Source organism: Nonomuraea sp. NPDC050153, assembly GCF_044460125.1.
Lineage (GTDB): Bacteria > Actinomycetota > Actinomycetes > Streptosporangiales > Streptosporangiaceae > Nonomuraea.
Genome location: NZ_JBITJQ010000003.1, coordinates 737,516 through 757,604 on the forward strand (window position 1 = coordinate 737,516; position 20,089 = coordinate 757,604).

Genomic DNA, 20,089 nt, shown 5'->3' on the forward strand with positions numbered 1-20,089 from the left:
CGGCGCCGGCTCAGCACCCTGGAGGGGGTGTGCTGACCATCAGCGCCGGTGGGATCTCCGAGCATGGCACGGGCTCATGCACGGGCCTGGTGGACCGATCGGTGGAGGGGGCCACGGACCTGGATGGGCCGTGGGTGGAGCTGGATCGGTCGCGGACATCAGGGCGTCGTACCCACCTCAGGCACCACGGCGCCGAACCGTGCGCGTGCTCATGCCGGCTGTCCGCGTTCGCGATACCCGCGCCATGGGGGGTGGGGGAGCGAGTGGGTCTGCGGGGGCCGTGAGCAGGCGCGCGGATCGGCGCATGTGGATCCTTTCGAATGGGTAACGGCTTGCACTTGTATCATTACACAGAGGAGTCAGAAGTTAACCTCACGTTCAGTAAAATCCCTGCGGCCCACCAATGAGCCGTCAGATCAGCCCCTCAAATCGGGACGATCAGCCGATGGCCAGGGCCTCGTCGTCGGGGTCGTCGGCGAAGCCGGGGACCCAGCGGATCACCTCGTCGCGGAAGCGCGCCGTGGTGCCCAGCTGGCAGAGGACGCCGATACCCGCCGCGTGGACGCGGTGAATGAGCACGTACGAGGCAGGCAGGTTGAGCTGGCGGATCACGTTGGTGGGTCGAAGATCCGTCACACTCGCGGCCTGGGCCTGCAGCCACTCCCGGCTGAACGTGAACTCCTCCACCGCAGTCGGCTCCACGTACGGCGCGAGAAAGGCCCGCAGCGCGTCCGGATCGATTTCGATGTCGGTGCGGATGAAGCCCTCCCGGCGCAGGCCCGCCGTGACGGTCTCCATGTCGCCCTCGTTGAAGATGCGCGTCAGCCGGCCGAACGCTTTGGGATAACCCCCGGGCAGACGATTGACCGCGCCGAAGTCGAGGGCGCCGAGCTTGCCGTTGGCCAGCATGCGGAAGTTGCCCGGGTGCGGGTCGGCGTGCAGCATCCCGACCCGCGCCGGGGAGCAGAAGAGGAACCGGACGAAGAGTAAGCCCGCCCGATCGCGCTGCTCCTTGGTGCCCTCGGTGATGACGCGGGACAGCGGGATGCCGTCCATCCACTCGGTGACCAGCACCAGCTCGTTGGCCGCGACCACATCGGGGACGTGGAAGTCGGGATCGTCGTCGAACTCCAGCGCGAAGGCGTGTTGGGCTTCGGCCTCCCGGAGGTAGTCGAGCTCCTCCGCGACCCGTTCGCGCAGCTCCGCCAGGACGGCCTTGACGTCGAGGCCGGGCAGCAGCACGCCGAACAGCCTGCCCAGCCGCGCCAGCTGCGCGAAGTCACCGAGCAGAGCCTTGCCTGCCCCGGGGTACTGGATCTTGACGGCCACTTCCCTGCCGTCGTGCCACACAGCCTTGTGCACCTGGCCGATCGACGCCGCGGCCGTCGGCTGATCGTCGAACGACAGAAAGTTTTCCCGCCAGTCGTCACCCAACTGCTCGGTGAGCACCTTGTGAACGGTGGACACGGGCAGCGGGGGAGCGGCGTCCTGAAGTTTGGTCAGTGTGGCGCGATAGGGGCCGACGATCTCCTGCGGCAGCGCCGCCTCGAAGATGGACAGCGCCTGCCCGAGCTTCATCGCGCCGCCCTTGAGCTCGCCGAGCACCTTGAAGATCTGCTCGGCCGTACGCTGCTGAACCTCCTGCGCCACGATCTCCGCGGACTTGCCGCCGAGCCGTTTGCCCAGCCCGAGGGCTGCGCGGCCGGCGAAACCGAGCGGAAGGGCGGCCAGCTTGGCGGAACGCGTGACAGCACGGCGCGGAAGATCGCTCACCCTCATGCGCGGAACCTCGACGAGATACCGCTTCCCCCCTTCATGGTCGTCCTCTGAGCACGTCAGTCGCGGTTAGGAGACATGACCATTCTTAGCGAATATGGATTGTTTCGCATACAACGACATTGCGGGTGCAGGGTCCACGACCGTCTTTTCCAGCGCCAATCAGGTGTTACGTCCATTGTGCCGTTGGTCACAGCCGACTCTCCGCCATCAAGATGAGCAAGCGCATGACCGACCACCGCCGCCGCGACCAGCGCCGCCAGGGTGGCGTCGCAGGCTATCTCGCCCGGTGGATACCCGCCCAACCGGGCGGTCACGATCGGCCACATCGGGTCGCGATCGCGCCGCGTCAGGTCCAGGCAATGCAGGCACGCCGTCTTTCCCGGGATGACCAGCGGGCCCACGGTCCCATGCCCTTCGAAGGCTGACCCAAGGAGATGTGGGATGCCGAGTGAGGTCAACTCGTTGACCAGCACCCCGTCGAGGGGGTCGACGGGCGTGAGGATGACGAGGTCGGGCCGATCCGACTTGTCCCCGAGATACGGCCCTCCCGCCAACGCATTGACGGACGGCCTCAAGTCCTTCCCGGCCCTCGCACTCTCCCCGGCCCTCATGCTCTCCCTCGCTCTCACGTCCTTCCCGATCCTCGTGTTCCTTCCAGCGCCCGTGTTCTTCCCCGTGTCCGTGTTCTCCCCGGTCCTCATGTCCTCCCTGGTCCTCATGTCCTCCCGGGTTCTCACGTCCTCCCGGTCCCTCATGTGCTCCCCGACCTCGTGCTCCAGCCTGCCCCAACGGCTTTCCGCCTCTCCGCCGGATCCGCCCTTCCCGGCCACGCGGGCTCCCGCGCTCTGATCGGTTGTCGAGTCTCGTCGCGTTGCCGTATTCGGTCGGGTTGCTGTGTCGTCCGGGCGGGGGCCTGCGGCGTGGCGGGATGGATCGTCCGCGCTGGGTGCTCTGTCTGCGTGAGGTGCGTCGTTCGTGTGGGTTGCCGTTTCCTGTCGGGGTGCTGCCTCCTGGCGGCGTCGCGCGGTCTCGGGGATCGCCGCGTCCCTGTCGGTTGCCGTGCCCCAGTGGGGTGCTTCGTCCGTGCCGGGGGATCCGTCTGTGTGGGGTGTCCCTTCCTCGCGGGATGCCATAGCCCTGTCGGTCGCCGTGGCACGGCGGGGTGCTCTGTCCGTGCGGGGTGGCTCGCCTGGCTCGTTGGCCAATGGGGCGGCGGGCCGGGCTCGTTGCAGGGGGACGGTGGGGTGCTCGGCTCGCGCGGAGCTGGTGGAGTGCGGGGTACGTGCCGAACTCGTCGGGCGCGCGGTCCGTGCGCGGGTGGAGCCGGTGCTGGTGGTGGGGATGGGCTGAGGTGCTTCAGGGTGGAGGGGGTCGGGGGAGCCGGTGGTGGGGCCGCCGGAGGTGAGTCGGCCGGCGATCCGGGCGGCGCCGATCTCGCGAGGGAGGCCCACCTCCGTCCACGTCAGTCCGCCAGGCGTGATGTCGCACGGGCGTGCCGTGCCTGGGTCGAGGACCCGGATGTTGCCGACCCCTGAGGCGGCGAGCAGGGCGACCACCTGGGCGCCGACTCGGCCGGCCCCATAGACGCGCACCCGCCGTTCGCGGCGGCGGGCGAAGAGGCCGATCGCGCCGTCCGGGGCGGTCGAGGCGAGGTCGAGGGCGTCGAGGTCCGGGCGCAGCCGGTCCCGCTCGGCCAGGGTGAGGTCGGCGATCGGCGCGGGGCTGGTGGCGGCGTCGTGGAGGGCGCCTTGGGCGGCGAGTTGGTCGAGCAGGGATCGGGCGCGGATCTCGTCCAGGCCCGCGGCGCTCGCTTCTTTCAGGACGCGCTCCAGATCACGGGTGCCGTCGAGGCCCTCTATCCATTGCCGGACGGCTTCGGTCAGGCCGCTCAGCATGACGGCCCGGAGGGGGTGGGCGCCGTACTGGAGAGTGTGCTCGTCGCGGATGATGCGCCGGAGGGCGGGCTTCACACGTGGCCTCATGGCGGGAAGGGTTCCATGCCCGAGCAAGATCCGGAGCGGGTTCGGCGGTGGCTGTGGATAACTACCCGACCCGAGAGGACTTGTGGAGAGGAAGGGAAGGACAAGCAGGTCAGAGTGCTGATGGGCGGCATATCCGGCCTTTGGGGGCAAGGCTGATCCGGCCGACCTGGGGGATGAGGGGAGAGCCGAGCTTGTTGGGCGCGCTCAGGCGGGAGAGGCCGGGTGGGGGAACTCCGGTGGGGGAACTCGGATGACGGGTCACTCAGGTGACTGGGCGCCTTGGTGGGAGGCGCTCAGGCGACTGGGTGTCCTGGTGGGAGGGGCTCAGGTAATGGGTCGCCCAGGTGGGAGGGCTCAGGTGAGGGGTGACTGGGCTGAGCGGTTGGGGTTGGGTGAGTTGGGGGCGGGGGGTGGACGGTGAGGTGCGAGGGGCCAGGGGGGTGGCCTCCGAGGTACGAAAAGGTGGCTTCGGGGGTCGGTGGCGCAGGGATGCGCGGGCGTTCGGGGAGGGGGCGGAGGGAAGCTGGAGATAAAAATCTGGTAAATCAATCTTTCCCGGAAAATGACCGAATGTCGGGAGCTCGGGCGACCGCAATGAAGATCATTTAGAACGCTCCTACCGCCACAAGACCCCACAAACTACCCCGAAACCAAGACTGCCAACACCGGGAAGCCGCGCTGAGGTGGGAATCCTCCGTCGGGGCCGTGACCACGGCCGCCACCGGCATGATCAGGCGCTCCACGCCCATCGGGAAAGGGCGCATGCCCAAATTCACCGGCTCTTAATCATCTGACCAGCAGAAACAACGTCCACCCTCTGTGGAATTTCGCCGGGGTCGGCTACCGTGCATATGTGCCCCCCGAGACAGTCGAGGTTCGTCGCAGTTCTCGTCGCCGGCGTACGGTCTCCGCCTACCGCGACGGCGACAAGACGATCGTGCTCCTGCCCGCCTGGCTGAGTGGCGAAGACGCAGATGAATGGGTGAGCCGGATGCTGGATCGGCTGGCCGCGAAGGAACGCCGGCGAAGGCCCACCGACGAGGCGCTGCTCGAACGAGCCAAAGAACTGTCGGCGAAATTCCTCGACGGCAAGGCGGAGCCGGAGAGCGTGCGCTGGGTCGACAACCAGCAGCACCGATGGGGCTCATGCACCCCGGAGAACGGCACGATCAGGATCTCGACCAGGCTCAAGGGCCTGCCCGAATGGGTCATCAACTACGTGATCATCCACGAGCTGGTGCACTTGCTGGTGCCCAGTCACGGAGCCAAGTTCTGGGCGCTGGTAGAACAGTATCCCAAGGCAGAACGCGCGCGCGGGTTTCTGGAGGGATTCTCCGCCGCGGCCCACACGGCGCCGGAGGAATGTTGACGCGCATCGCCGCGGTCCTGGTACGACAGCGTATGGCACAGGCGGCGCCCCCGGGCGTGGACCCCGCACGGTTCCTCGAGGCGGTGGCGGAGGACACCTACGAGATGGTCGCGGGGCTGGAGCTCGTCACGCCGGTCCTGATCACCAGCGTCCCCGAGCTGGAGGAGATCGTCTGGCCGGGCACCGAAGTAATCACGATAAAAGACGACGAACCGCTAAAAATCATCCTTGAGCGCCTCAAGGCCGACCAAGCGGCGGTGATCAGCGCGGATGCGCCCGACCTGCCGCCTCTCCTCGTCGGCAAGCTGTTCAGGGAGCTCGGCAGGGCCGAGATCACCGTCTGCCCGGCGGAGAACGGCGGCGCCGTGGCCATGGCCTGCGCGCTCCCCCCGCCCACCTGGGCGGACCCCGACCTCGACGACGCGCGGATCGTGACCACTCTGCGCGCCCAGGCCCCCGGCTCCCGCAAGGTCGCCACCACCCCGGGCTGGCACCGCCTGCGCACCCCCGAAGACGTCGAACGCCTCGACCCCGGCCTGGAAGGCTGGGAAAGCACCAGGGCGCTGATCAGGGCACGGTGAGCTCGGCCAGCACGGCCCGGTGATCGGTCCTCGGCACGTCGCGCACGCTGACCTCCTGCACCCCCACCCGCTGGTCCACCAGCACATGGTCGATCGTGATGATCGGCGGCACCCGCTTGTTCGCCGGCCAGGTGGGTATCAGCCCGGCCCCCACGGTGTCGGCCGCGTCCTTGTAGCCCCGGGCCAGCAGCCCGCGCAGGGCGGCGTGGTCGAGCGAGGCGTTGAAGTCACCCGCGATGATCCGGATCCGGTCAGGGGAGGTGGAGGGGAAGTTCGCCATGGCCTCGTTCCAGTCGACGACCTGGGGCCCGAGCGGCGGGAACGGATGCGCGTCGATGAACTCGATCGGCCTCCCGCCGGGCAGCGAGATCAGCGCGGCGGGCATGTGGTGCCCGACCGGCGGCATCAGGTCCCACAGCGGCTCCACCGGATGCTTGGAGTAGAGCCCGCTCCCGCCGGCGCTCCACTCGTCCTGCAGCACGCGGTGGGGCATCAGCTCCTTGAGCCCGGCCTCGTCGAGGTCGGCGACCGCCCCGGGGGTGAGCTCCTGCGTGCTCAGCACGTCGGGCTGGAACTCGCGTACCAGCTTCATGATCGTCGCCGTGTCGGCCCGGCCGAACAGCATGTTGATCGTCATGACCTTCAGCGGCCTGCCCGTGGTGGCCTCCGCCCTGCCCAGAGCCCTGGGCAGCACGCTGAAGCCGAGCGCGGTCGTGGCCAGCAGCGCGACGGCGGTCGCCGCCCGCTTACGCCCGGCGGCGGCGATCAGGAGCGGGATCAGCGAGCCGGCCGCGGCGTACGGGGTGGCGGTCATGATCTGCGTGGGTAGCGACCCCCGCTCCAGACCGGCCACCCGCACCACGGCCCACGCCGCGAACGGGGTCACGGCCAGCCAGGTCAGCGTCGTCCCGGGGAATTTCCGGCGCTTGCGCTTGGGAGTCACGATCGTGCCGCCCACGGCAGAAGTCTCCACGCAACCCCCCATTTTTGGAACGACGCAAAGAGACTCTAGCCAAATGCGCGTGAGCCTGAGCTAAGGGCGGCCTGTCCGCGTGCGGCCAACCGCCGCGTCGCCTCGTCGGAAAGCTCAGGAATCCCGTCAACGGGGAACCACCGCAGATCCAGCGACTCCTCGCTGATCACGGCCTCGGCGCCGGGAGGGGCCACGGCCGCGTACTCGACGTCGAGATGCCAGCTGCGCGGGGAATGGCACCACACCTCGTGCCTGTCGACCGCGAGGGGCCCAGGCAGCAGCTCAAGCCCGGAAATTCCCGACTCCTCCCATGCTTCCCGCAGAGCAACCTCCGTGAGCGACATGTCGGAAATCTCGCAGTGGCCCCCCATGGGCAGCCACTTCTTGGCCTTCGGATGCAGCGTGAGCAGCACCTGCGTGCCGTCGTGCGACAGCACCGCCGTCGTCGCCGTCAGATGCCCCGGTACGCATTCCCGCAGCATCGCGTCGTCATGCGCGCGCAGATGCTCCAGGAACTCCAGGCGCAACGCCTCTTCCTCCGGCGTCGGCGCGCTCCACGTGGACAGCACCGTCACCGCGTCCCCGTGCAGGCTCAACTCTCGTCGCCCTTGTCGCCCTCGTCGTCCGGCTTCGCCTCCAGCTGGGAGATGTCCCAGGCGGCCTCACCGCGTACGAACGCGTCGGGATCGTCGAGATCGTCGGCTGTCGGCATGAGGTCGGGGTGGCCCCACAGCGCGTCGCGCCCGTCGAGCCCGCGCTCGCTCTCCAGCGCGCGCCACAGCGCCGCCGCCTCGCGCAGCCGCCGCGGCCGCAACTCCAGCCCCACCAGCGTCCCGAACGTCAGCTCCGCCGGCCCACCGGTCGCGCGCCGCCGGCGTACGGTCTCCGCCAGCGCCACGGCGGAGGGCAGCTTGCCCTCGGCGGCCCGGTCGACCACGGTGGCCACCCAGCCCTCGACCAGGGCGAGCATCGTCTCCAGCCGCGCCAGCGCGGCCTTCTGCCGCTCGGTCTCCTCGGGCTTGAGCAGGTTGCCCCCGCTCAGCGCCTCCTGGATCGCCTCGGGGTTGTTGATGTCGAGGCCGCGGATCTGCTCTTCGAGCGCCGAGGTGTCGACCGTTATGCCCTTGGCGTATTCCTCGACCGCGCCCAGCAGGTGGGAACGCAGCCACGGGACGTGCTGGAACAGCCGGTGGTGCGCGGCCTCGCGCAGCGCCAGATAGAGCCGGATCTCGTCGGCCGGGATCTCCAGGCCCTCGCTGAACGAGGCGATGCCCCCGGGCAGCAGCGCGGCCTTGTCGGACAGCGGCAGGCCGATGTCGGTGGTGCCGACCACCTCGCGGGCCAGCGAGCCGAGCGCCTGCCCGATCTGCTGGCCGACCATCATGCCGCCCATCTGCTTGAGCATGCCGAGCAGCGGACCGGCCATCTGCTGGGCCTCGGGAGGCAGCCCTGAGCCGCCGAGCGCGCCGCCCATGGTCTCGACCATGCGCTCCGCGATCGGCTCGCAGAGCTTGCGCCAGACCGGGACGGTGTTCTCGATCCACTCGGACCGGCTCCAGGCCTGCGGGCCGGACACACCGCTCGGCAGCGTCGTCGCCTCGTTCAGCCACAGGTCGGCCAGGCTCAGCGCGTCGACGATCTGGCGACGCTCGCCTTCCATGACGCTCGGATCGCCCTGGGCGACCACGGCGTGACGGGCGATGTTCTTGGCCATGTCCCAGTTGACAGGGCCTGAGCCCTGGGGCGCCGACAGCATGTCGGCGAACTGGCGCATCGCCTGAGCCATCTGCTCAGGGTTGCCGAACATGGCGAACGGGTTCTCGTTAGGGTCGTTTTCGCGACCTGGCAGGTCAGTCACCGCTCTACCTCGTGCAGGATGGAGGAGTCCACATCCGCCACGTTAGTCGTCCTACGGCGGATCAGTGCAAAGTGAGGACCTGGTGCCTACCTCGAAACGCCCGAGCCAACCCGTAGTGGCCGTCACGGGAGCGGCCTCCGGCATCGGCCGCGAGCTGCTCGCGAGGCTCGTATCCTCCGCGGATTTCCGCAGGGTGGTGGCCATCGACGAGGAGCGCGGCGATGTTCGGGAAGCCACGTGGAGAGTGATCGACGTACGGGATCCGCTCTTGGCGAACCGGATCTCCGACATCGACGTCCTGGTCCATCTGGCCGGTGACTACGCCGTCGACTCCGACCCGTCCGAGCGGCGCGCGTACAACCTGCGGGCCGCCCAGACCGTGCTGACGGCCTGCGCGGCGGCGCGCGTGCGGCGGGTCGTGCTGGTCACGAGCGCGATGGTGTACGGAGCCGCGCCCGACAACGAGGTGCCCCTGCCCGAGGACGCCCCGGTGGCGGCCGAGCCCGACACCGGCGTCGTGGGCGACTACCTGGAGATCGAGTCCCTGGTACGCAGGTCGCTGCGCAGCCACCCCGGCCTGGAGGTCACCGTGCTGCGCCCGGCCGCGGTCGTCGGCGCGGGAGTTGACACCGTCATCACCCGTCACTTCGAGTCGCCCAGGCTCCTGACGGTCAAGGGCTGCCACTCGCGCTGGCAGTTCTGCCACGTCGACGACCTGGTCTCGGCGCTGGACCTGGCCGCCCGCGGCGTCGTCACGGGCGTGGTCGCGGTCGGCTCGGACGGGTGGCTGGAGCAGGAGCAGGTCGAGGAGCTGTCGGGCATCCGCAGGTTCGAGCTCCCCGCGGGGCTGACGTTCAGCACGGCCCAGCGACTGCACCGGCTCGGCATCACGCCGGCCCCGGCGACCGATCTGCACTACGTCGTCTACCCGTGGGTCGTCGACTGCACGGCGCTGCGCGAGGCCGGCTGGAAGCCCTCGTGGACGAACGAGGCCGCGTTCGAGGAGCTCCTGGGGCTGCGCGAGAACAGGACGACCGTGGTCGGCCGGCGCCTGCCGGTCAAGGAGGCCACGCTCACCGCCGCGGGCGCCACCGTGGCCGTCATCGGCACCGCCGCGATCGTCCGCCAGGTGCGCAAGAAGCGGCGCGGCTGAGAAATCCGCTGCCAACCTGCCGCTGACCTGGAACGACGGCGTTTCGGCAGTCCAGCGGGCAGATTTCTTGTTGGTAGGCTCTTTGCGTGGACGTCATCCGGTTGCTCGGGATTCGTGATACCCCGCTCTCCGTCGACGAGGTCATGGCCGCCGTGAGCGACCACGCCGCCGGCGGCACCGCCGTCTTCGTGGGCACCGTGCGCGAGCAGGACCACGGAAAGCCGGTGACCAGGCTCTCCTATTCGGCCCACCCTTCGGCCGAGGCCGAGCTGCGGCAGGTCGCCGAGAAGGTGGCCGCCGACTTCCCCGTGACCGCGCTGGCCGCCGTCCACCGCGTGGGCGACCTGGAGCTGGGCGAGGCGGCCGTCATCGTCGCGGTGGCCGCGCCCCACAGGGACGAGGCGTTCAAGGCGTCAAGACGGCTGATCGACGACCTGAAGGCGAATGTCCCCATCTGGAAACATCAGGCGTTCGCCGACGGCGAGAGCGAATGGGTGGGCGTCGGCGAATAAGCTCATCGACATGTCACGACGCGCCCTGACTCTGCTGCTCGCGGGATTCCTCGTGCTCGCGCTCGGCGTGGTGGGCGCGTTCAGGCCGGTCCCGTACGTCGTGCTGAGCCCCGGCCCGACCGAGAACACGATCGGCGAGGTCGACAAGAAGCCCGTGATCTCGATCAAGGGGCGGGAGACCTACCCGACCAGCGGCGCGCTCAGCCTGGTCACGGTGGCCTACCAGGGCGGCCCGGCCGCCCAGATCGACCTGCTCACGGCGTTGCGGGGCTGGATCGACCCGACCGTGGCGGTGGTCCCGCAGGAGACCATCTTCGCTCCCGACCGCGACCCCAAGGAGGTCGAGGAGGAGAACACGGTCGAGATGACCAACTCACAGGACTCCGCCACCGCCGCCGCGCTCAGCGAGCTCAAGATCCCCTTCAACATGGTCGTGACCGTGGTCTCCACGGAAAAGGGCCGGCCCGCCGACGGCAAGCTGCTGAAGGGCGACGAGATCAACACCGTGGACGGCAAGCCCGCGAAGGACGTCGACGTCGTGGGTGACGCGGTCAAGGCGCACAAGCCGGGCGAGAACGTGGCCTTCTCCGTCACCAGGGGGAGTCAGAAGCTCGACGTCACCGTGCCGACGGTGGCCGGTCCCAAGGGGCAGACCCTCGTGGGCGTGGTCATGCAGGCCAAGTACAAGTTCCCGTTCGACGTCGACATCAACGTCGGCGACGTCGGCGGGCCGAGCGCGGGGCTGATGTTCTCGCTCGGCATAGTCGACAAGCTCACGCCCGGTGAGATCACCGGCGGCAAGCAGATCGCCGGCACCGGCACGATCCAGCCCTCGGGCGAGGTCGGCGCGATCGGCGGCATCGCCCAGAAGATGGTGGGCGCGAAAGACTCCGGGGCCACGGTCTTCCTGACCCCGGTGGACAACTGCGCGGAGGCCATGAAAGCCGTGCCCGACGGGCTCCGGCTGGTAAGGGCCGACACGCTGCACGACGCGGTGCTGGCGCTCGACGCGCTGCGCACGGGCAAGGGCAACGTGCCCGCGTGCGAGGCCGGATGAAACTTCTGGAGCTCGCCGTGCGTTAGCCGTAGGGCTGGCACAGCGGTGTAAGTTGCCAGACACGGACCGTTTCTTCATCACGACGAGGGGTTGGCCTTGAGCTTCCGGACCCCAGGAGCCGGCAGGGCGATGCGCTTGCCCCGCCGACCGAGACTGCTTCTGCCTGTGGCGATCGCCTTGGTGGCGATCGTGGCGCTGTTTTTCCTTTTTTCCGGTATTTACACCGACTATCTATGGTTTGACGCGACGCACTACACGTCGATCTTCACCGGCGTGCTCCTGACCGAGATCGTGCTGTTCCTGGTCGGGGCCCTGCTCATGGTCGGCATCGCGGGCGGCAACATGCTGCTGGCCTTCCGGATGCGGCCGATGTTCGGGCCGGCGATGTTCGGCGGGGGCAGCGGCGCCGACCGCTACCGCATGGCGCTCGACCCCCACCGCAAGCTGATCTTCATCGTCGGCATGGGCCTGCTCGCGCTCTTCTCCGGCTCGTCCTTCGCCGGCCAGTGGGAGACGTGGCTGAAGTTCGTCAACGGCGAGTCGTTCGGCAAGCAGGACCAGCTGTTCGGGCTGGACATCTCGTTCTACATGTTCGACTACCCGTTCATCCGGATGGTGCTGAACTTCCTGTTCACCGCCGTGATCATCTCGATCGTGCTGGCGGCGATCACGCACTACCTGTACGGCGGGTTCCGGCTGCAGTCGCCGGGCGTGCACGCCTCCAGGGCGGCCCGCACCCACCTGTCGGTGCTGCTCGGCGTCTTCGTCCTGCTCAAGGCCGTCGCCTACTGGGTCGACCGCTTCGGCCTGGTCTTCTCCGACCGGGGGTTCGTCCACGGCGCCTCCTACACCGACGTCAACGCCGTCCTGCCGGCCAAGACCATCCTCGCGATCATCGCGCTGATCTGCGCCGTCCTGTTCTTCGCCGGCATCTTCCGGCCCGGCGGCATGCTCCCCGGGGTCTCGGCCGGCCTGCTCGTGCTCTCGGCCATCCTGATCGGCGGCGTCTACCCGGCGCTGGTCGAGCAGTTCCAGGTCAAGCCCAACCAGCAGGGCAAGGAGGCGGCCTACATCCAGCGCAACATCGACGCCACGCGCGAGGCGTACAACGTCGACAAGACCGAGGTCGAAAACTACAACGCCGAGTCCGACCCGACCAAGGTCCAGAAGGAGGGCGACGCCTCCGTCTCCGGCGTGCGGCTGCTCGATCCGGCGCTGGTGTCCTCGACGTACGAGCAGACGCAGCGCATCCGCGGCTTCTACAACTTCGGCGACACGCTCGACGTCGACCGCTACCCGGACAGCGACGGCAAGCTGATCGACCACGTCGTCGGCGTCCGCGAGATGACCGGCCCGCCCGAGGGCCAGAACAACTGGATCAACCGGGCCCTGGTCTACACCCACGGCTACGGCTTCGTCGCCGCGCCGGGCAACCAGGTCGACGGCGGCGGCCTGCCCAACTACGACGCCAAGGACATGCCGGTCACCGGCCCCCTGGCGACCACCACGGGGCTGCGCCAGCCGCGCATCTACTTCGGCGAGGAGCCGGCCGGCGAGGAATACGTCATCGCGGGCGGCAACCCGAAGACGAAGGAGCTCGACTACCCGCAGACGGGCGGCACGGGCCAGGCGGACAACATCTACGACGGCAAGGGCGGCGTCCGCGTCGGCTCGTTCCTCAACAGGCTCGTCTACGCCGCCAAGTACGGCGAGGCGAACATCCTGCTGTCGGGCGACATCAACGACAACTCCCAGATCCTGTACGTGCGCAACCCGCGTGACCGGGTCCAGAAGGTCGCGCCCTTCCTGACGCTCGACGGCAACCCCTACCCGGCGATCGTCGACGGGCGCATCACCTGGATCCTCGACGGCTACACGACGTCCAACGACTACCCGTACTCGCAGAGCGAGAGCCTCGGCGACATGACGCGCGACACGTCCACCGACCGCCGCGTGATCGCCCAGCAGCCGAGCGACAAGGTCAACTACATCCGCAACTCCGTCAAGGCCACGGTCGACGCCTACGACGGCACGGTCACGCTCTACGGCTGGGACACCAACGACCCGCTGCTGAAGACCTGGAGCAAGGCGTTCCCGGGGATCATCCGCCCGGCCTCGGAGATGAGCCCCGGCCTGCGCAACCACGTCCGCTACCCCGAAGACCTGTTCAAGGTGCAGCGCTACACGCTGTCGCGCTACCACATCACCAACCCCGCCGCCTTCTACAGCGGCCAGGACTTCTGGAACGTCCCGGGCGACCCCACGCAGGGCGACAAGAACATCAAGCAGCCGCCCTACTACCTGACCACCACGATGCCGGGCGGTACGCCGACGTTCTCGCTGACGACCACGTTCGTGCCACGGCAGGGGAGCGCCAACCTGTCGGCGTTCATGGCGGTCGACTCGTCGGCCGGCTCCGGCTATGGCCGGCTGCGCATCCTGCGCATGCCGTCCAACACGCCCATCCCGGGCCCCGGCCAGGTGCAGAACGCCTTCCAGAGCCGTCTCGCCGGCCAGCTCAACGTCATGGGCGTGGGTAGCTCGTCGCTTCGGTACGGCAACCTGCTGACGCTGCCGTACGCGGGCGGCCTGCTCTACGTCGAGCCGGTGTACGTCCAGGTGACCGCGGGCGGGGGCCAGGAGCCGTACCCGATACTGCAGCGGGTCCTGGTGTCGTACGGCAACAAGATCGGCGTCGGGCCGGATCTGCAGAAGGCGCTTTCGGAGGTGTTCGGCGAGCAGCAACAGGAGCAGCAGCAGAACACTCCCACAGAGCAGCAGAACGTCCCCAACACGGCGATCAACACGGCGATCGCCAACGCCAAGAAGGCGTACGAGGACGCGCAGAAGGCCCTGCAGTCGAGTCCGCCGAACTGGGACGCCTACGGTGAGGCACAGAAGCGGCTGGAGGAGGCGCTGAAGGCGCTGGAGGGGGCCAACGCGCAGCAGCCCAAGCCCTCGGCGACCCCGTCGGTGACCCCGTCCGCCACCCCGTCGGTCTCGCCATCGGTCTCACCGCCGGCGACGCCTTCGGTCTCGCCGAGCGGGTCGCCCTCGCCGACGGGCTCGCAAGCGGCGGGCACGTCCTAGCTCAATCAGTTTGCGCCCACCCCTCGCCGCCCACTACTCTTTAAGAGCAGCAAGGCGACGCGGGGTGGAGCAGTTCGGTAGCTCGCTGGGCTCATAACCCAGAGGTCGCAGGTTCAAATCCTGCCCCCGCTACCACCCAGAAGCCCGGGCTCCTTCAACGGAGTCCGGGCTTTTGTCATTCTCCGTCGCCCCCGAAATGGCCGCGCAAGATGTTTCAAGGGGCGGCCACACCCATCCGACGGATGCATTCCCGCTGCTCAAAGCCCCTTCCCCAAGAGACTCCCACCACTGACGGCGGTCACTTCGGGGTCGGCGTGGTCGGAGCACCGTCGCGGACCCTGTATGGTTATTTCCAGAGACACCGACGCGGGGTGGAGCAGTTCGGTAGCTCGCTGGGCTCATAACCCAGAGGTCGCAGGTTCAAATCCTGTCCCCGCTACAAAACCAGAGTCCCTGGTCACCGGAGAGATCCGGAGACCGGGGACTTTGTCGTTTTCCCAGCCTTGCTCGGCCGCGCCCGCGAATGATTACATCATTACATGACTGAAGAATCAGTACCCACGCTGTACGACTGGGCGGGCGGCAGCGAGGCGTTCGAACGGCTGACCGAGGCGTTCTACCGCACAGTCGTCAAAGACGACCTGATCGGCCCGCTGTTCGCGCACATGGACCCGGATCACCCCAAATACGTGGCGATGTGGCTCAGCGAGGTCTTCGGCGGCCCCGACCGGTACACCGAGGAGCGCGGCGGCTACCCGAACATGCTCCGCCACCACCTCGGCAGGGCCATCACCGAGCCCCAGCGCCGCAGATGGGTGAACCTCCTCATGGACGCCGCCGACGAGGTGGGGCTGCCGGACGACCCCGAGTTCAGGGCGGCGTTCGCCGGCTACCTCGAATGGGGCACCAGACTGGCAAGGCACAATTCCCAGCCGGACGCCACGCCCCCGCTTGAGGCTCCTGTGCCGCACTGGGGCTGGGGGGTCGCGCCGCCGTACCAGCCGTAACCTGGAGGAATGGGAAGAACGTCCCGTGGGAGGCTGCGCGTTCACCTGGGTGCGGCGCCCGGCGTGGGCAAGACGTACGACATGCTGAGCGAGGCGCACCGCGCCCGCGAACGTGGCAAGGACGTGGTCGTGGGCTTCGTCGAGACCCACGGCCGCGCCAGGACCGCCCAGCTGCTCGAAGGGCTGGAGGTCCTGCCGAGGCGGACGGTGCCCTACCGGGGCTCGACGTTCACCGAGCTGGACGTCGATGCCGTCATCGCCCGCGCCCCCACCGTGGTGTTGATCGACGAGCTCGCCCACACGAACGTTCCGGGCTCCCGCAACGTCAAGCGCTGGCAGGACATCGACGAGGTGCTCGACGCCGGCATCGACGTCATCTCCACCCTCAACATCCAGCACCTGGAATCCCTGAACGACGTGGTCGAGCAGATCACCGGCGTGTCGCAGCGGGAGACCGTACCTGATGAGGTGGTGCGCCGGGCCGACCAGCTCGAGCTCGTGGACATGGCCCCCGAGGCGCTGCGCCGGCGGATGGCCCACGGGAACGTCTACCCGCCCGATCGGATCGACGCCGCGCTGGCCAACTACTTCCGCGTCGGCAACCTGACCGCTCTGCGGGAGCTCGCCCTGATCTGGCTGGCGGACAAGGTGGACGAGCAACTCGACCGCTACCGCTCAGATCATGGCATCGAGGGCACCTGGGAGGCCCGCGAGCGCGTGGTGGTCGCTCTCACCGGAGGCCCGGAAGGGGACACGCTGATCCGCCGGGCCGCGCGCATCGCGGCCCGGAGCAAGGGGGCTGACCTGCTGGCCGTGCACGTCACCAGCGCCGACGGGCTGAGCTCCGGCGGCGACCCGGCGAACCTGTTGCACCAGCGCGCCCTCGTCGAAGCCCTCGGCGGGTCCTACCACCAGGTGGTCGGGGACGACATCCCGCATGCGCTGCTCGACTTCGCCCGTGGCGTGAACGCCACCCAGCTCGTGCTGGGCGCGTCCAGAAGGGGGCGGTTCGCGCAGATCTTCACGCGTGGCGTGGGCGTGACCACGACGGCGCTGTCCGGGTCGATCGACGTGCACATGGTGACGCACGAGGCGACCAAGAAAGGCCATGAGCAGGCCCGGTCGAGCGCCGTGCTGACCCGCAGGCGGCGGCTGTCCGGCTGGGGGCTGGCGCTGCTCGGGCCGTCGCTGCTCACGGCCGCGCTCCGGCCGCTGGGCCTGTCGTTGCCCAGCGAGATCCCGCTCTTCCTGCTGCTGGTCGTCGGGGTGGCCCTGGTGGGCGGCATGTGGCCGGCGTTGACGGCCGCGGTGCTCGGGTTCGGGCTGCTCAACTGGTTCTTCACGCCGCCGCTGCACACGTTGACGATCGCCGAGCCGCAGAACGTGCTGGCGCTGGCCACGTTCGTGCTGGTGGCGGTCATGGTCAGCACGGTCGTCGACCTGGCGGCCAGGCGCAGCAGGGAAGCGGCGCGTTCGCGGGCGGACGCCGAGGTGCTGTCCACGCTGGCGGGTCACGTGCTGAGGGGCGACGCGGCGCTGCCGTCGCTGCTGGCCAGAACGCGGGAGACGTTCGGGCTCAGCTCGGTGACGCTGCTGGAGCGTACGGACGACTGGCACATCGTGGCCACCTCGGGCGGTCCGCCGTGCACGAGCCCGGGCACGGCCGACACCGACGTCGTGATCGACGAACGGCTCGTGCTCGCAGCCCGGGGGCGGCTGCTCGACGCGAGCGACCGGCGGGTGCTGGAGGCGTTCGCGGCGGAGACGGCGGTCGCCCTGCGCGAGCAGCGGCTGCGCGAGGCCGCCGAGCAGGCCGAGCCGCTGGCCGAGGCCGACAGGATGCGCACCGCCCTGCTCGCCGCCGTCAGCCACGACCTGCGTACGCCGCTCGCCTCGGCCAAGGCGGCGGTGGAGAGCCTGCGCAGCACCGACGTGACCTGGTCGGACGAGGATCGAGGCGAGCTGCTGGCCACCGCCGACGAGTCGCTGATCAAGCTGGACCGGCTCGTCGCGAACCTCCTCGACATGAGCCGCCTCCAGGCAGGCGTGCTCGGCGTGAACCTGGAGCCCGTGGCGATCGAGGACGTGCTGCCGCACGCCATCGACGACCTCGGACCGCTGCGCGACCAGATCCGCAGCGACCTCCCGCCCGTGGTCCCCGAGATCATGGCCGACCCGGCCCTGCTGGAGCGCGTACTGGTCAACCTGATGTCGAACGCCGTCCGCTACAGCCCCGACGGCGAACCCGTGCTCGTCAACGCGAGCTGGCACGGCGAGAACGTGGAGATCCGCATAGTCGACAGGGGCCCCGGCATTCCTCCGGAAGCGCATGAAAGGGTGTTCATGCCGTTCCAGCGGCTCGGTGATCGCGACAGCCACACAGGTGTGGGGCTCGGCCTGGCGCTCTCGCGCGGCCTCACCGAGGCGATGGGCGGCACGCTCGTGCTGGAGGACACGCCTGGAGGGGGACTGACCATGACCGTCTCGCTGCGGAGGCACACGTGATCCGCGTGCTGGTGGTGGACGACGAGCCGCAGATCCTGCGTGCTCTGCGCGTGAACCTGGCCGCCCGGCAGTACGAGGTGGCGGTCGCGGCCGACGGCGGCTCGGCGCTGCGCCAGGCCGCCGAGTGGCATCCTGACCTGGTCATCCTCGACCTCGGGCTGCCGGATCTGGACGGCGTGGAGGTCATCGAGGGCCTGCGCGGCTGGACCGCCGTGCCGATCATCGTCCTGTCGGGGCGCGCGGACAGCACCGACAAGGTAGACGCGCTCGACGCTGGGGCCGACGACTATGTGACGAAGCCGTTCAGCATCGACGAGTTGCTCGCCCGCGTCCGCGCGGTGACCCGCCGCACGGGGCAGCACGACGAGGAAGCCGCCACGGTGCGGCTGGGCGATCACGTGATCGACCTCACCAGCAAGTCGATCTCGGGAGGGGTACGGCTGACTCCCACGGAGTGGCACTTCCTGGAGATCCTGCTGCGCAACCCGGGCAAGCTGATCAGCCAGCGCCAACTGCTCCGGGAGGTCTGGGGAGACTCCTACCTCAAGGAGACGCACTACCTGCGCCAGTACATGGCCCAGCTCCGGCGCAAGCTCGAACGGGACCCCGCCCGCCCGGTCCACCTGCTGACCGAGCCCGGGATGGGCTATCGGTTCCAGCCGTCGGCTTCGTCCGAGTAGCAGTGGCCTGACGGCCTGAGCAGCATCACGACCGCCTTCTGCACGGCCCAGCCGAGGAGCAGGATCCCGAAGGCCACCTGCACGACCCGCATCCAGAGGGATGAGCTCTGATCGGCGTAGACCACGACGCCAACCCACATCAGGCCAAATGTCCCGACTAGTGCGATTGCCGCCCAGTTCAACCCCCGCTGCCACATATGCGAAGTCTTACAGCCGGTCAGCCAAGGCTGGGTATGCCCTGCGTGCACATCGGGTCAGCGGCTAACGCGGGAGGGTGCGCCTCATGCCGACGCACCGGCGCAGGCGCATTCCGCGAGGGCGCTGGGGGACGGACTCCTCCAGGCAGGCGAGCAGCGCGGCCGCCGTACGGGCGTCCGACAGGATGCGCTGCACGGCCTCGCCGTCCTCCGGCATCTGGCCGCGCTCGGACAGCTCGTGCGTGAGGAACGCCATGGGGTCGGGCGCGCCCGCGAGGTCGGCCGCCACGGTCGCCCGCGCCGCCGTGAGCAGCCGCAGATAGTGGGTACGGAGGACGGCCTCGCGCATCCGCGCGTGTTCGAGGTCGTCGATCAGGGTCCTGGCGATCCTCAGCAGGTCTCCGGCATGGGTCGCCTCGTCGGCGAGGAAGGCGCGGATGTCGTCGAACTCCGAGCGGGTCATAGCGGACACCTCCGAGAGCGCAGTCTGCTCGTAGGTACTTCGTACCTGGCCGCGATTGCGGATGACTTGCGGTCGGCTTGACGCCTGAGGCGTCGACCTGGGTGTCCTTGATGAGGTTTGGGCGTTGCGTGGTGAGGGGAGGACCACATGATTACCTGAGTGGCGCGAAGTAGGCGCTGTGGGCTGCTAGAGTTGCTTCGCGCAGGGCGGCCGAGGGGGTCACAGAGACTCCCGGAGATGCCCGGCAAATCCCACTTCCTTCGAGGGTCGTCCTCCGGTGGATTCGCATCGGTTCGGATGGGCTGGTAAGTTAGAGGGGTTGTCCCGGAAACGGGGCGGGTCTTAATTTCCGCAAGTCGAGCAAGTCCGGTCAATTTGACAGGAACTTGAACGGCTGAAAGACTTAAGACACAACGAAATGAACGCCTCCGAGCGAAACACCGGAAACGGTTTTGAGTGAGGAAGTACGCGTCCGTTTCTTGAGAACTCAACAGTGTGTTAAAAGCCAGTGCATGAGTAACACATGCATATCCCCGTCATTATTGACGGTTATTGCTTGGATTCACAATCCAGACGAAAACATTGTTTGGAGAGTTTGATCCTGGCTCAGGACGAACGCTGGCGGCGTGCTTAACACATGCAAGTCGAGCGGAAAGGCCCTTCGGGGTACTCGAGCGGCGAACGGGTGAGTAACACGTGAGCAACCTGCCCCTGACTCTGGGATAAGCCCGGGAAACTGGGTCTAATACCGGATATGACCGCCCCTGGCATCGGGTGGTGGTGGAAAGTTTTTCGGTTGGGGATGGGCTCGCGGCCTATCAGCTTGTTGGTGGGGTAGTGGCCTACCAAGGCGACGACGGGTAGCCGGCCTGAGAGGGCGACC

The 20,089-nt window shown here is 68.5% G+C and carries 17 protein-coding genes, 2 tRNA genes and 1 rRNA gene; 13 read left to right on the forward strand and 7 right to left on the reverse strand.

Translation table 11 applies throughout. The annotated features are described in order from the left end of the window. Window positions 1-438: 438 nt before the first annotated feature. Together ACIBQ1_RS11940 and ACIBQ1_RS11945 are read right to left on the reverse strand one after the other, a co-directional pair. Window positions 439-1,773, reverse strand: coding sequence for an ABC1 kinase family protein (locus tag ACIBQ1_RS11940; protein WP_397276766.1), 1,335 nt, complete (start codon window positions 1,771-1,773; stop codon window positions 439-441). A 62-nt stretch (window positions 1,774-1,835) separates the two neighbouring features. After that, window positions 1,836-2,609 (reverse strand): hypothetical protein, encoded by a 774-nt coding sequence (locus ACIBQ1_RS11945; protein WP_397276707.1) that lies wholly within the window; start codon window positions 2,607-2,609, stop codon window positions 1,836-1,838. Window positions 2,610-3,527: 918 nt separating this feature from the next. On the opposite strand from ACIBQ1_RS11945, the gene ACIBQ1_RS11950 reads away from it, so the two are divergent. The 3 genes from ACIBQ1_RS11950 to ACIBQ1_RS11960 all read left to right on the forward strand — a co-directional run bounded on the left by ACIBQ1_RS11950 (window position 3,528) and on the right by ACIBQ1_RS11960 (window position 5,711). Further along, window positions 3,528-3,917 (forward strand): hypothetical protein, encoded by a 390-nt coding sequence (locus ACIBQ1_RS11950; RefSeq protein ID WP_397276709.1) that lies wholly within the window; start codon window positions 3,528-3,530, stop codon window positions 3,915-3,917. A gap of 697 nt (window positions 3,918-4,614) precedes the next feature. Beyond that, complete coding sequence (locus ACIBQ1_RS11955; protein WP_397276711.1) at window positions 4,615-5,130, forward strand: M48 family metallopeptidase; 516 nt, start codon at window positions 4,615-4,617, stop codon at window positions 5,128-5,130. Continuing rightward, window positions 5,124-5,711 carry a hypothetical protein gene (locus ACIBQ1_RS11960; protein ID WP_397276712.1) on the forward strand — a complete coding sequence of 196 codons (588 nt, stop codon included), beginning with the start codon at window positions 5,124-5,126 and terminating at the stop codon, window positions 5,709-5,711. Before ACIBQ1_RS11955 ends, ACIBQ1_RS11960 begins: the two co-directional genes overlap by 7 nt. On the opposite strand, the gene ACIBQ1_RS11965 is transcribed toward ACIBQ1_RS11960, so the two are convergent. From ACIBQ1_RS11965 to ACIBQ1_RS11975, 3 genes are read right to left on the reverse strand one after another with little or no spacing between them, the layout of a single operon-like run. Further along, complete coding sequence (locus ACIBQ1_RS11965) at window positions 5,698-6,684, reverse strand: endonuclease/exonuclease/phosphatase family protein (RefSeq protein ID WP_397276714.1); 987 nt, start codon at window positions 6,682-6,684, stop codon at window positions 5,698-5,700. The two genes, ACIBQ1_RS11960 and ACIBQ1_RS11965, sit on opposite strands and share 14 nt — an antisense overlap. A gap of 35 nt (window positions 6,685-6,719) precedes the next feature. After that, window positions 6,720-7,280 (reverse strand): NUDIX hydrolase, encoded by a 561-nt coding sequence (locus ACIBQ1_RS11970; protein WP_397276716.1) that lies wholly within the window; start codon window positions 7,278-7,280, stop codon window positions 6,720-6,722. Next, on the reverse strand, window positions 7,277-8,491 hold the full coding sequence (locus tag ACIBQ1_RS11975) for a zinc-dependent metalloprotease (RefSeq protein ID WP_355369877.1): 1,215 nt from the start codon (window positions 8,489-8,491) through the stop codon (window positions 7,277-7,279). Before ACIBQ1_RS11975 ends, ACIBQ1_RS11970 begins: the two co-directional genes overlap by 4 nt. 166 nt (window positions 8,492-8,657) lie before the next feature. Between ACIBQ1_RS11975 and ACIBQ1_RS11980 the strand changes: the two genes are divergently transcribed. From ACIBQ1_RS11980 to ACIBQ1_RS12020, 9 genes are all read left to right on the forward strand, one after another. After that, on the forward strand, window positions 8,658-9,695 hold the full coding sequence (locus ACIBQ1_RS11980) for an NAD-dependent epimerase/dehydratase family protein (protein ID WP_397276718.1): 1,038 nt from the start codon (window positions 8,658-8,660) through the stop codon (window positions 9,693-9,695). Window positions 9,696-9,781: 86 nt separating this feature from the next. Beyond that, window positions 9,782-10,207, forward strand: a complete 426-nt coding sequence (locus ACIBQ1_RS11985) for a molybdenum cofactor biosynthesis protein MoaE (protein WP_397276719.1) — start codon at window positions 9,782-9,784, stop codon at window positions 10,205-10,207. 10 nt (window positions 10,208-10,217) lie between these two features. After that, a complete protein-coding gene (locus ACIBQ1_RS11990; protein ID WP_397276721.1) occupies window positions 10,218-11,264 on the forward strand; it encodes a PDZ domain-containing protein in 1,047 nt (348 codons plus the stop codon). Window positions 11,265-11,393: 129 nt separating this feature from the next. Beyond that, window positions 11,394-14,354, forward strand: a complete 2,961-nt coding sequence (locus ACIBQ1_RS11995; protein ID WP_397276723.1) for a UPF0182 family protein — start codon at window positions 11,394-11,396, stop codon at window positions 14,352-14,354. A gap of 58 nt (window positions 14,355-14,412) precedes the next feature. Continuing rightward, window positions 14,413-14,489 (forward strand) — tRNA-Met (locus ACIBQ1_RS12000). Window positions 14,490-14,719: 230 nt separating this feature from the next. Further along, window positions 14,720-14,793, forward strand: a tRNA-Met gene (locus ACIBQ1_RS12005). 100 nt (window positions 14,794-14,893) lie between these two features. Further along, window positions 14,894-15,361 carry a group II truncated hemoglobin gene (locus ACIBQ1_RS12010; RefSeq protein WP_397276724.1) on the forward strand — a complete coding sequence of 156 codons (468 nt, stop codon included), beginning with the start codon at window positions 14,894-14,896 and terminating at the stop codon, window positions 15,359-15,361. Between the two features lie 9 nt (window positions 15,362-15,370). Then, the gene (locus ACIBQ1_RS12015; RefSeq protein WP_397276726.1) at window positions 15,371-17,866 is read left to right on the forward strand and encodes a DUF4118 domain-containing protein; all 2,496 of its coding nucleotides are present in this window, start codon (window positions 15,371-15,373) and stop codon (window positions 17,864-17,866) included. Further along, window positions 17,863-18,546 carry a response regulator gene (locus tag ACIBQ1_RS12020; RefSeq protein WP_397276727.1) on the forward strand — a complete coding sequence of 228 codons (684 nt, stop codon included), beginning with the start codon at window positions 17,863-17,865 and terminating at the stop codon, window positions 18,544-18,546. The genes ACIBQ1_RS12015 and ACIBQ1_RS12020 overlap by 4 nt, the downstream gene beginning before the upstream one ends. Here ACIBQ1_RS12020 and ACIBQ1_RS12025 read toward each other — a convergent pair. Continuing rightward, complete coding sequence (locus tag ACIBQ1_RS12025; RefSeq protein WP_397276728.1) at window positions 18,513-18,686, reverse strand: hypothetical protein; 174 nt, start codon at window positions 18,684-18,686, stop codon at window positions 18,513-18,515. The two genes, ACIBQ1_RS12020 and ACIBQ1_RS12025, sit on opposite strands and share 34 nt — an antisense overlap. A 121-nt stretch (window positions 18,687-18,807) precedes the next feature. After that, on the reverse strand, window positions 18,808-19,206 hold the full coding sequence (locus ACIBQ1_RS12030; RefSeq protein ID WP_397276730.1) for a hypothetical protein: 399 nt from the start codon (window positions 19,204-19,206) through the stop codon (window positions 18,808-18,810). A 583-nt stretch (window positions 19,207-19,789) separates the two neighbouring features. Here ACIBQ1_RS12030 and ACIBQ1_RS12035 point away from each other — a divergent pair. Next, window positions 19,790-20,089: ribosomal RNA gene (locus ACIBQ1_RS12035) — 16S ribosomal RNA — on the forward strand; the annotation flags it as partial.

What these genes read in the sequence shown, in the direction of transcription:
- ACIBQ1_RS11960 (WP_397276712.1), top strand. Translation starts at nt 5,124, where the DNA reads ATGTTGACGCGCATCGCCGCGGTCCTGGTACGACAGCGTATGGCACAG.
- ACIBQ1_RS11975 (WP_355369877.1), bottom strand. Translation starts at nt 8,491, where the DNA reads ATGTTCGGCAACCCTGAGCAGATGGCTCAGGCGATGCGCCAGTTCGCC.
- ACIBQ1_RS11990 (WP_397276721.1), top strand. Translation starts at nt 10,218, where the DNA reads ATGTCACGACGCGCCCTGACTCTGCTGCTCGCGGGATTCCTCGTGCTC.
- ACIBQ1_RS11995 (WP_397276723.1), top strand. Translation starts at nt 11,394, where the DNA reads ATGCGCTTGCCCCGCCGACCGAGACTGCTTCTGCCTGTGGCGATCGCC.
- ACIBQ1_RS12010 (WP_397276724.1), top strand. Translation starts at nt 14,894, where the DNA reads ATGACTGAAGAATCAGTACCCACGCTGTACGACTGGGCGGGCGGCAGC.
- ACIBQ1_RS12015 (WP_397276726.1), top strand. Translation starts at nt 15,371, where the DNA reads ATGGGAAGAACGTCCCGTGGGAGGCTGCGCGTTCACCTGGGTGCGGCG.
- ACIBQ1_RS12025 (WP_397276728.1), bottom strand. Translation starts at nt 18,686, where the DNA reads ATGTGGGTTGGCGTCGTGGTCTACGCCGATCAGAGCTCATCCCTCTGG.
- ACIBQ1_RS12030 (WP_397276730.1), bottom strand. Translation starts at nt 19,206, where the DNA reads ATGACCCGCTCGGAGTTCGACGACATCCGCGCCTTCCTCGCCGACGAG.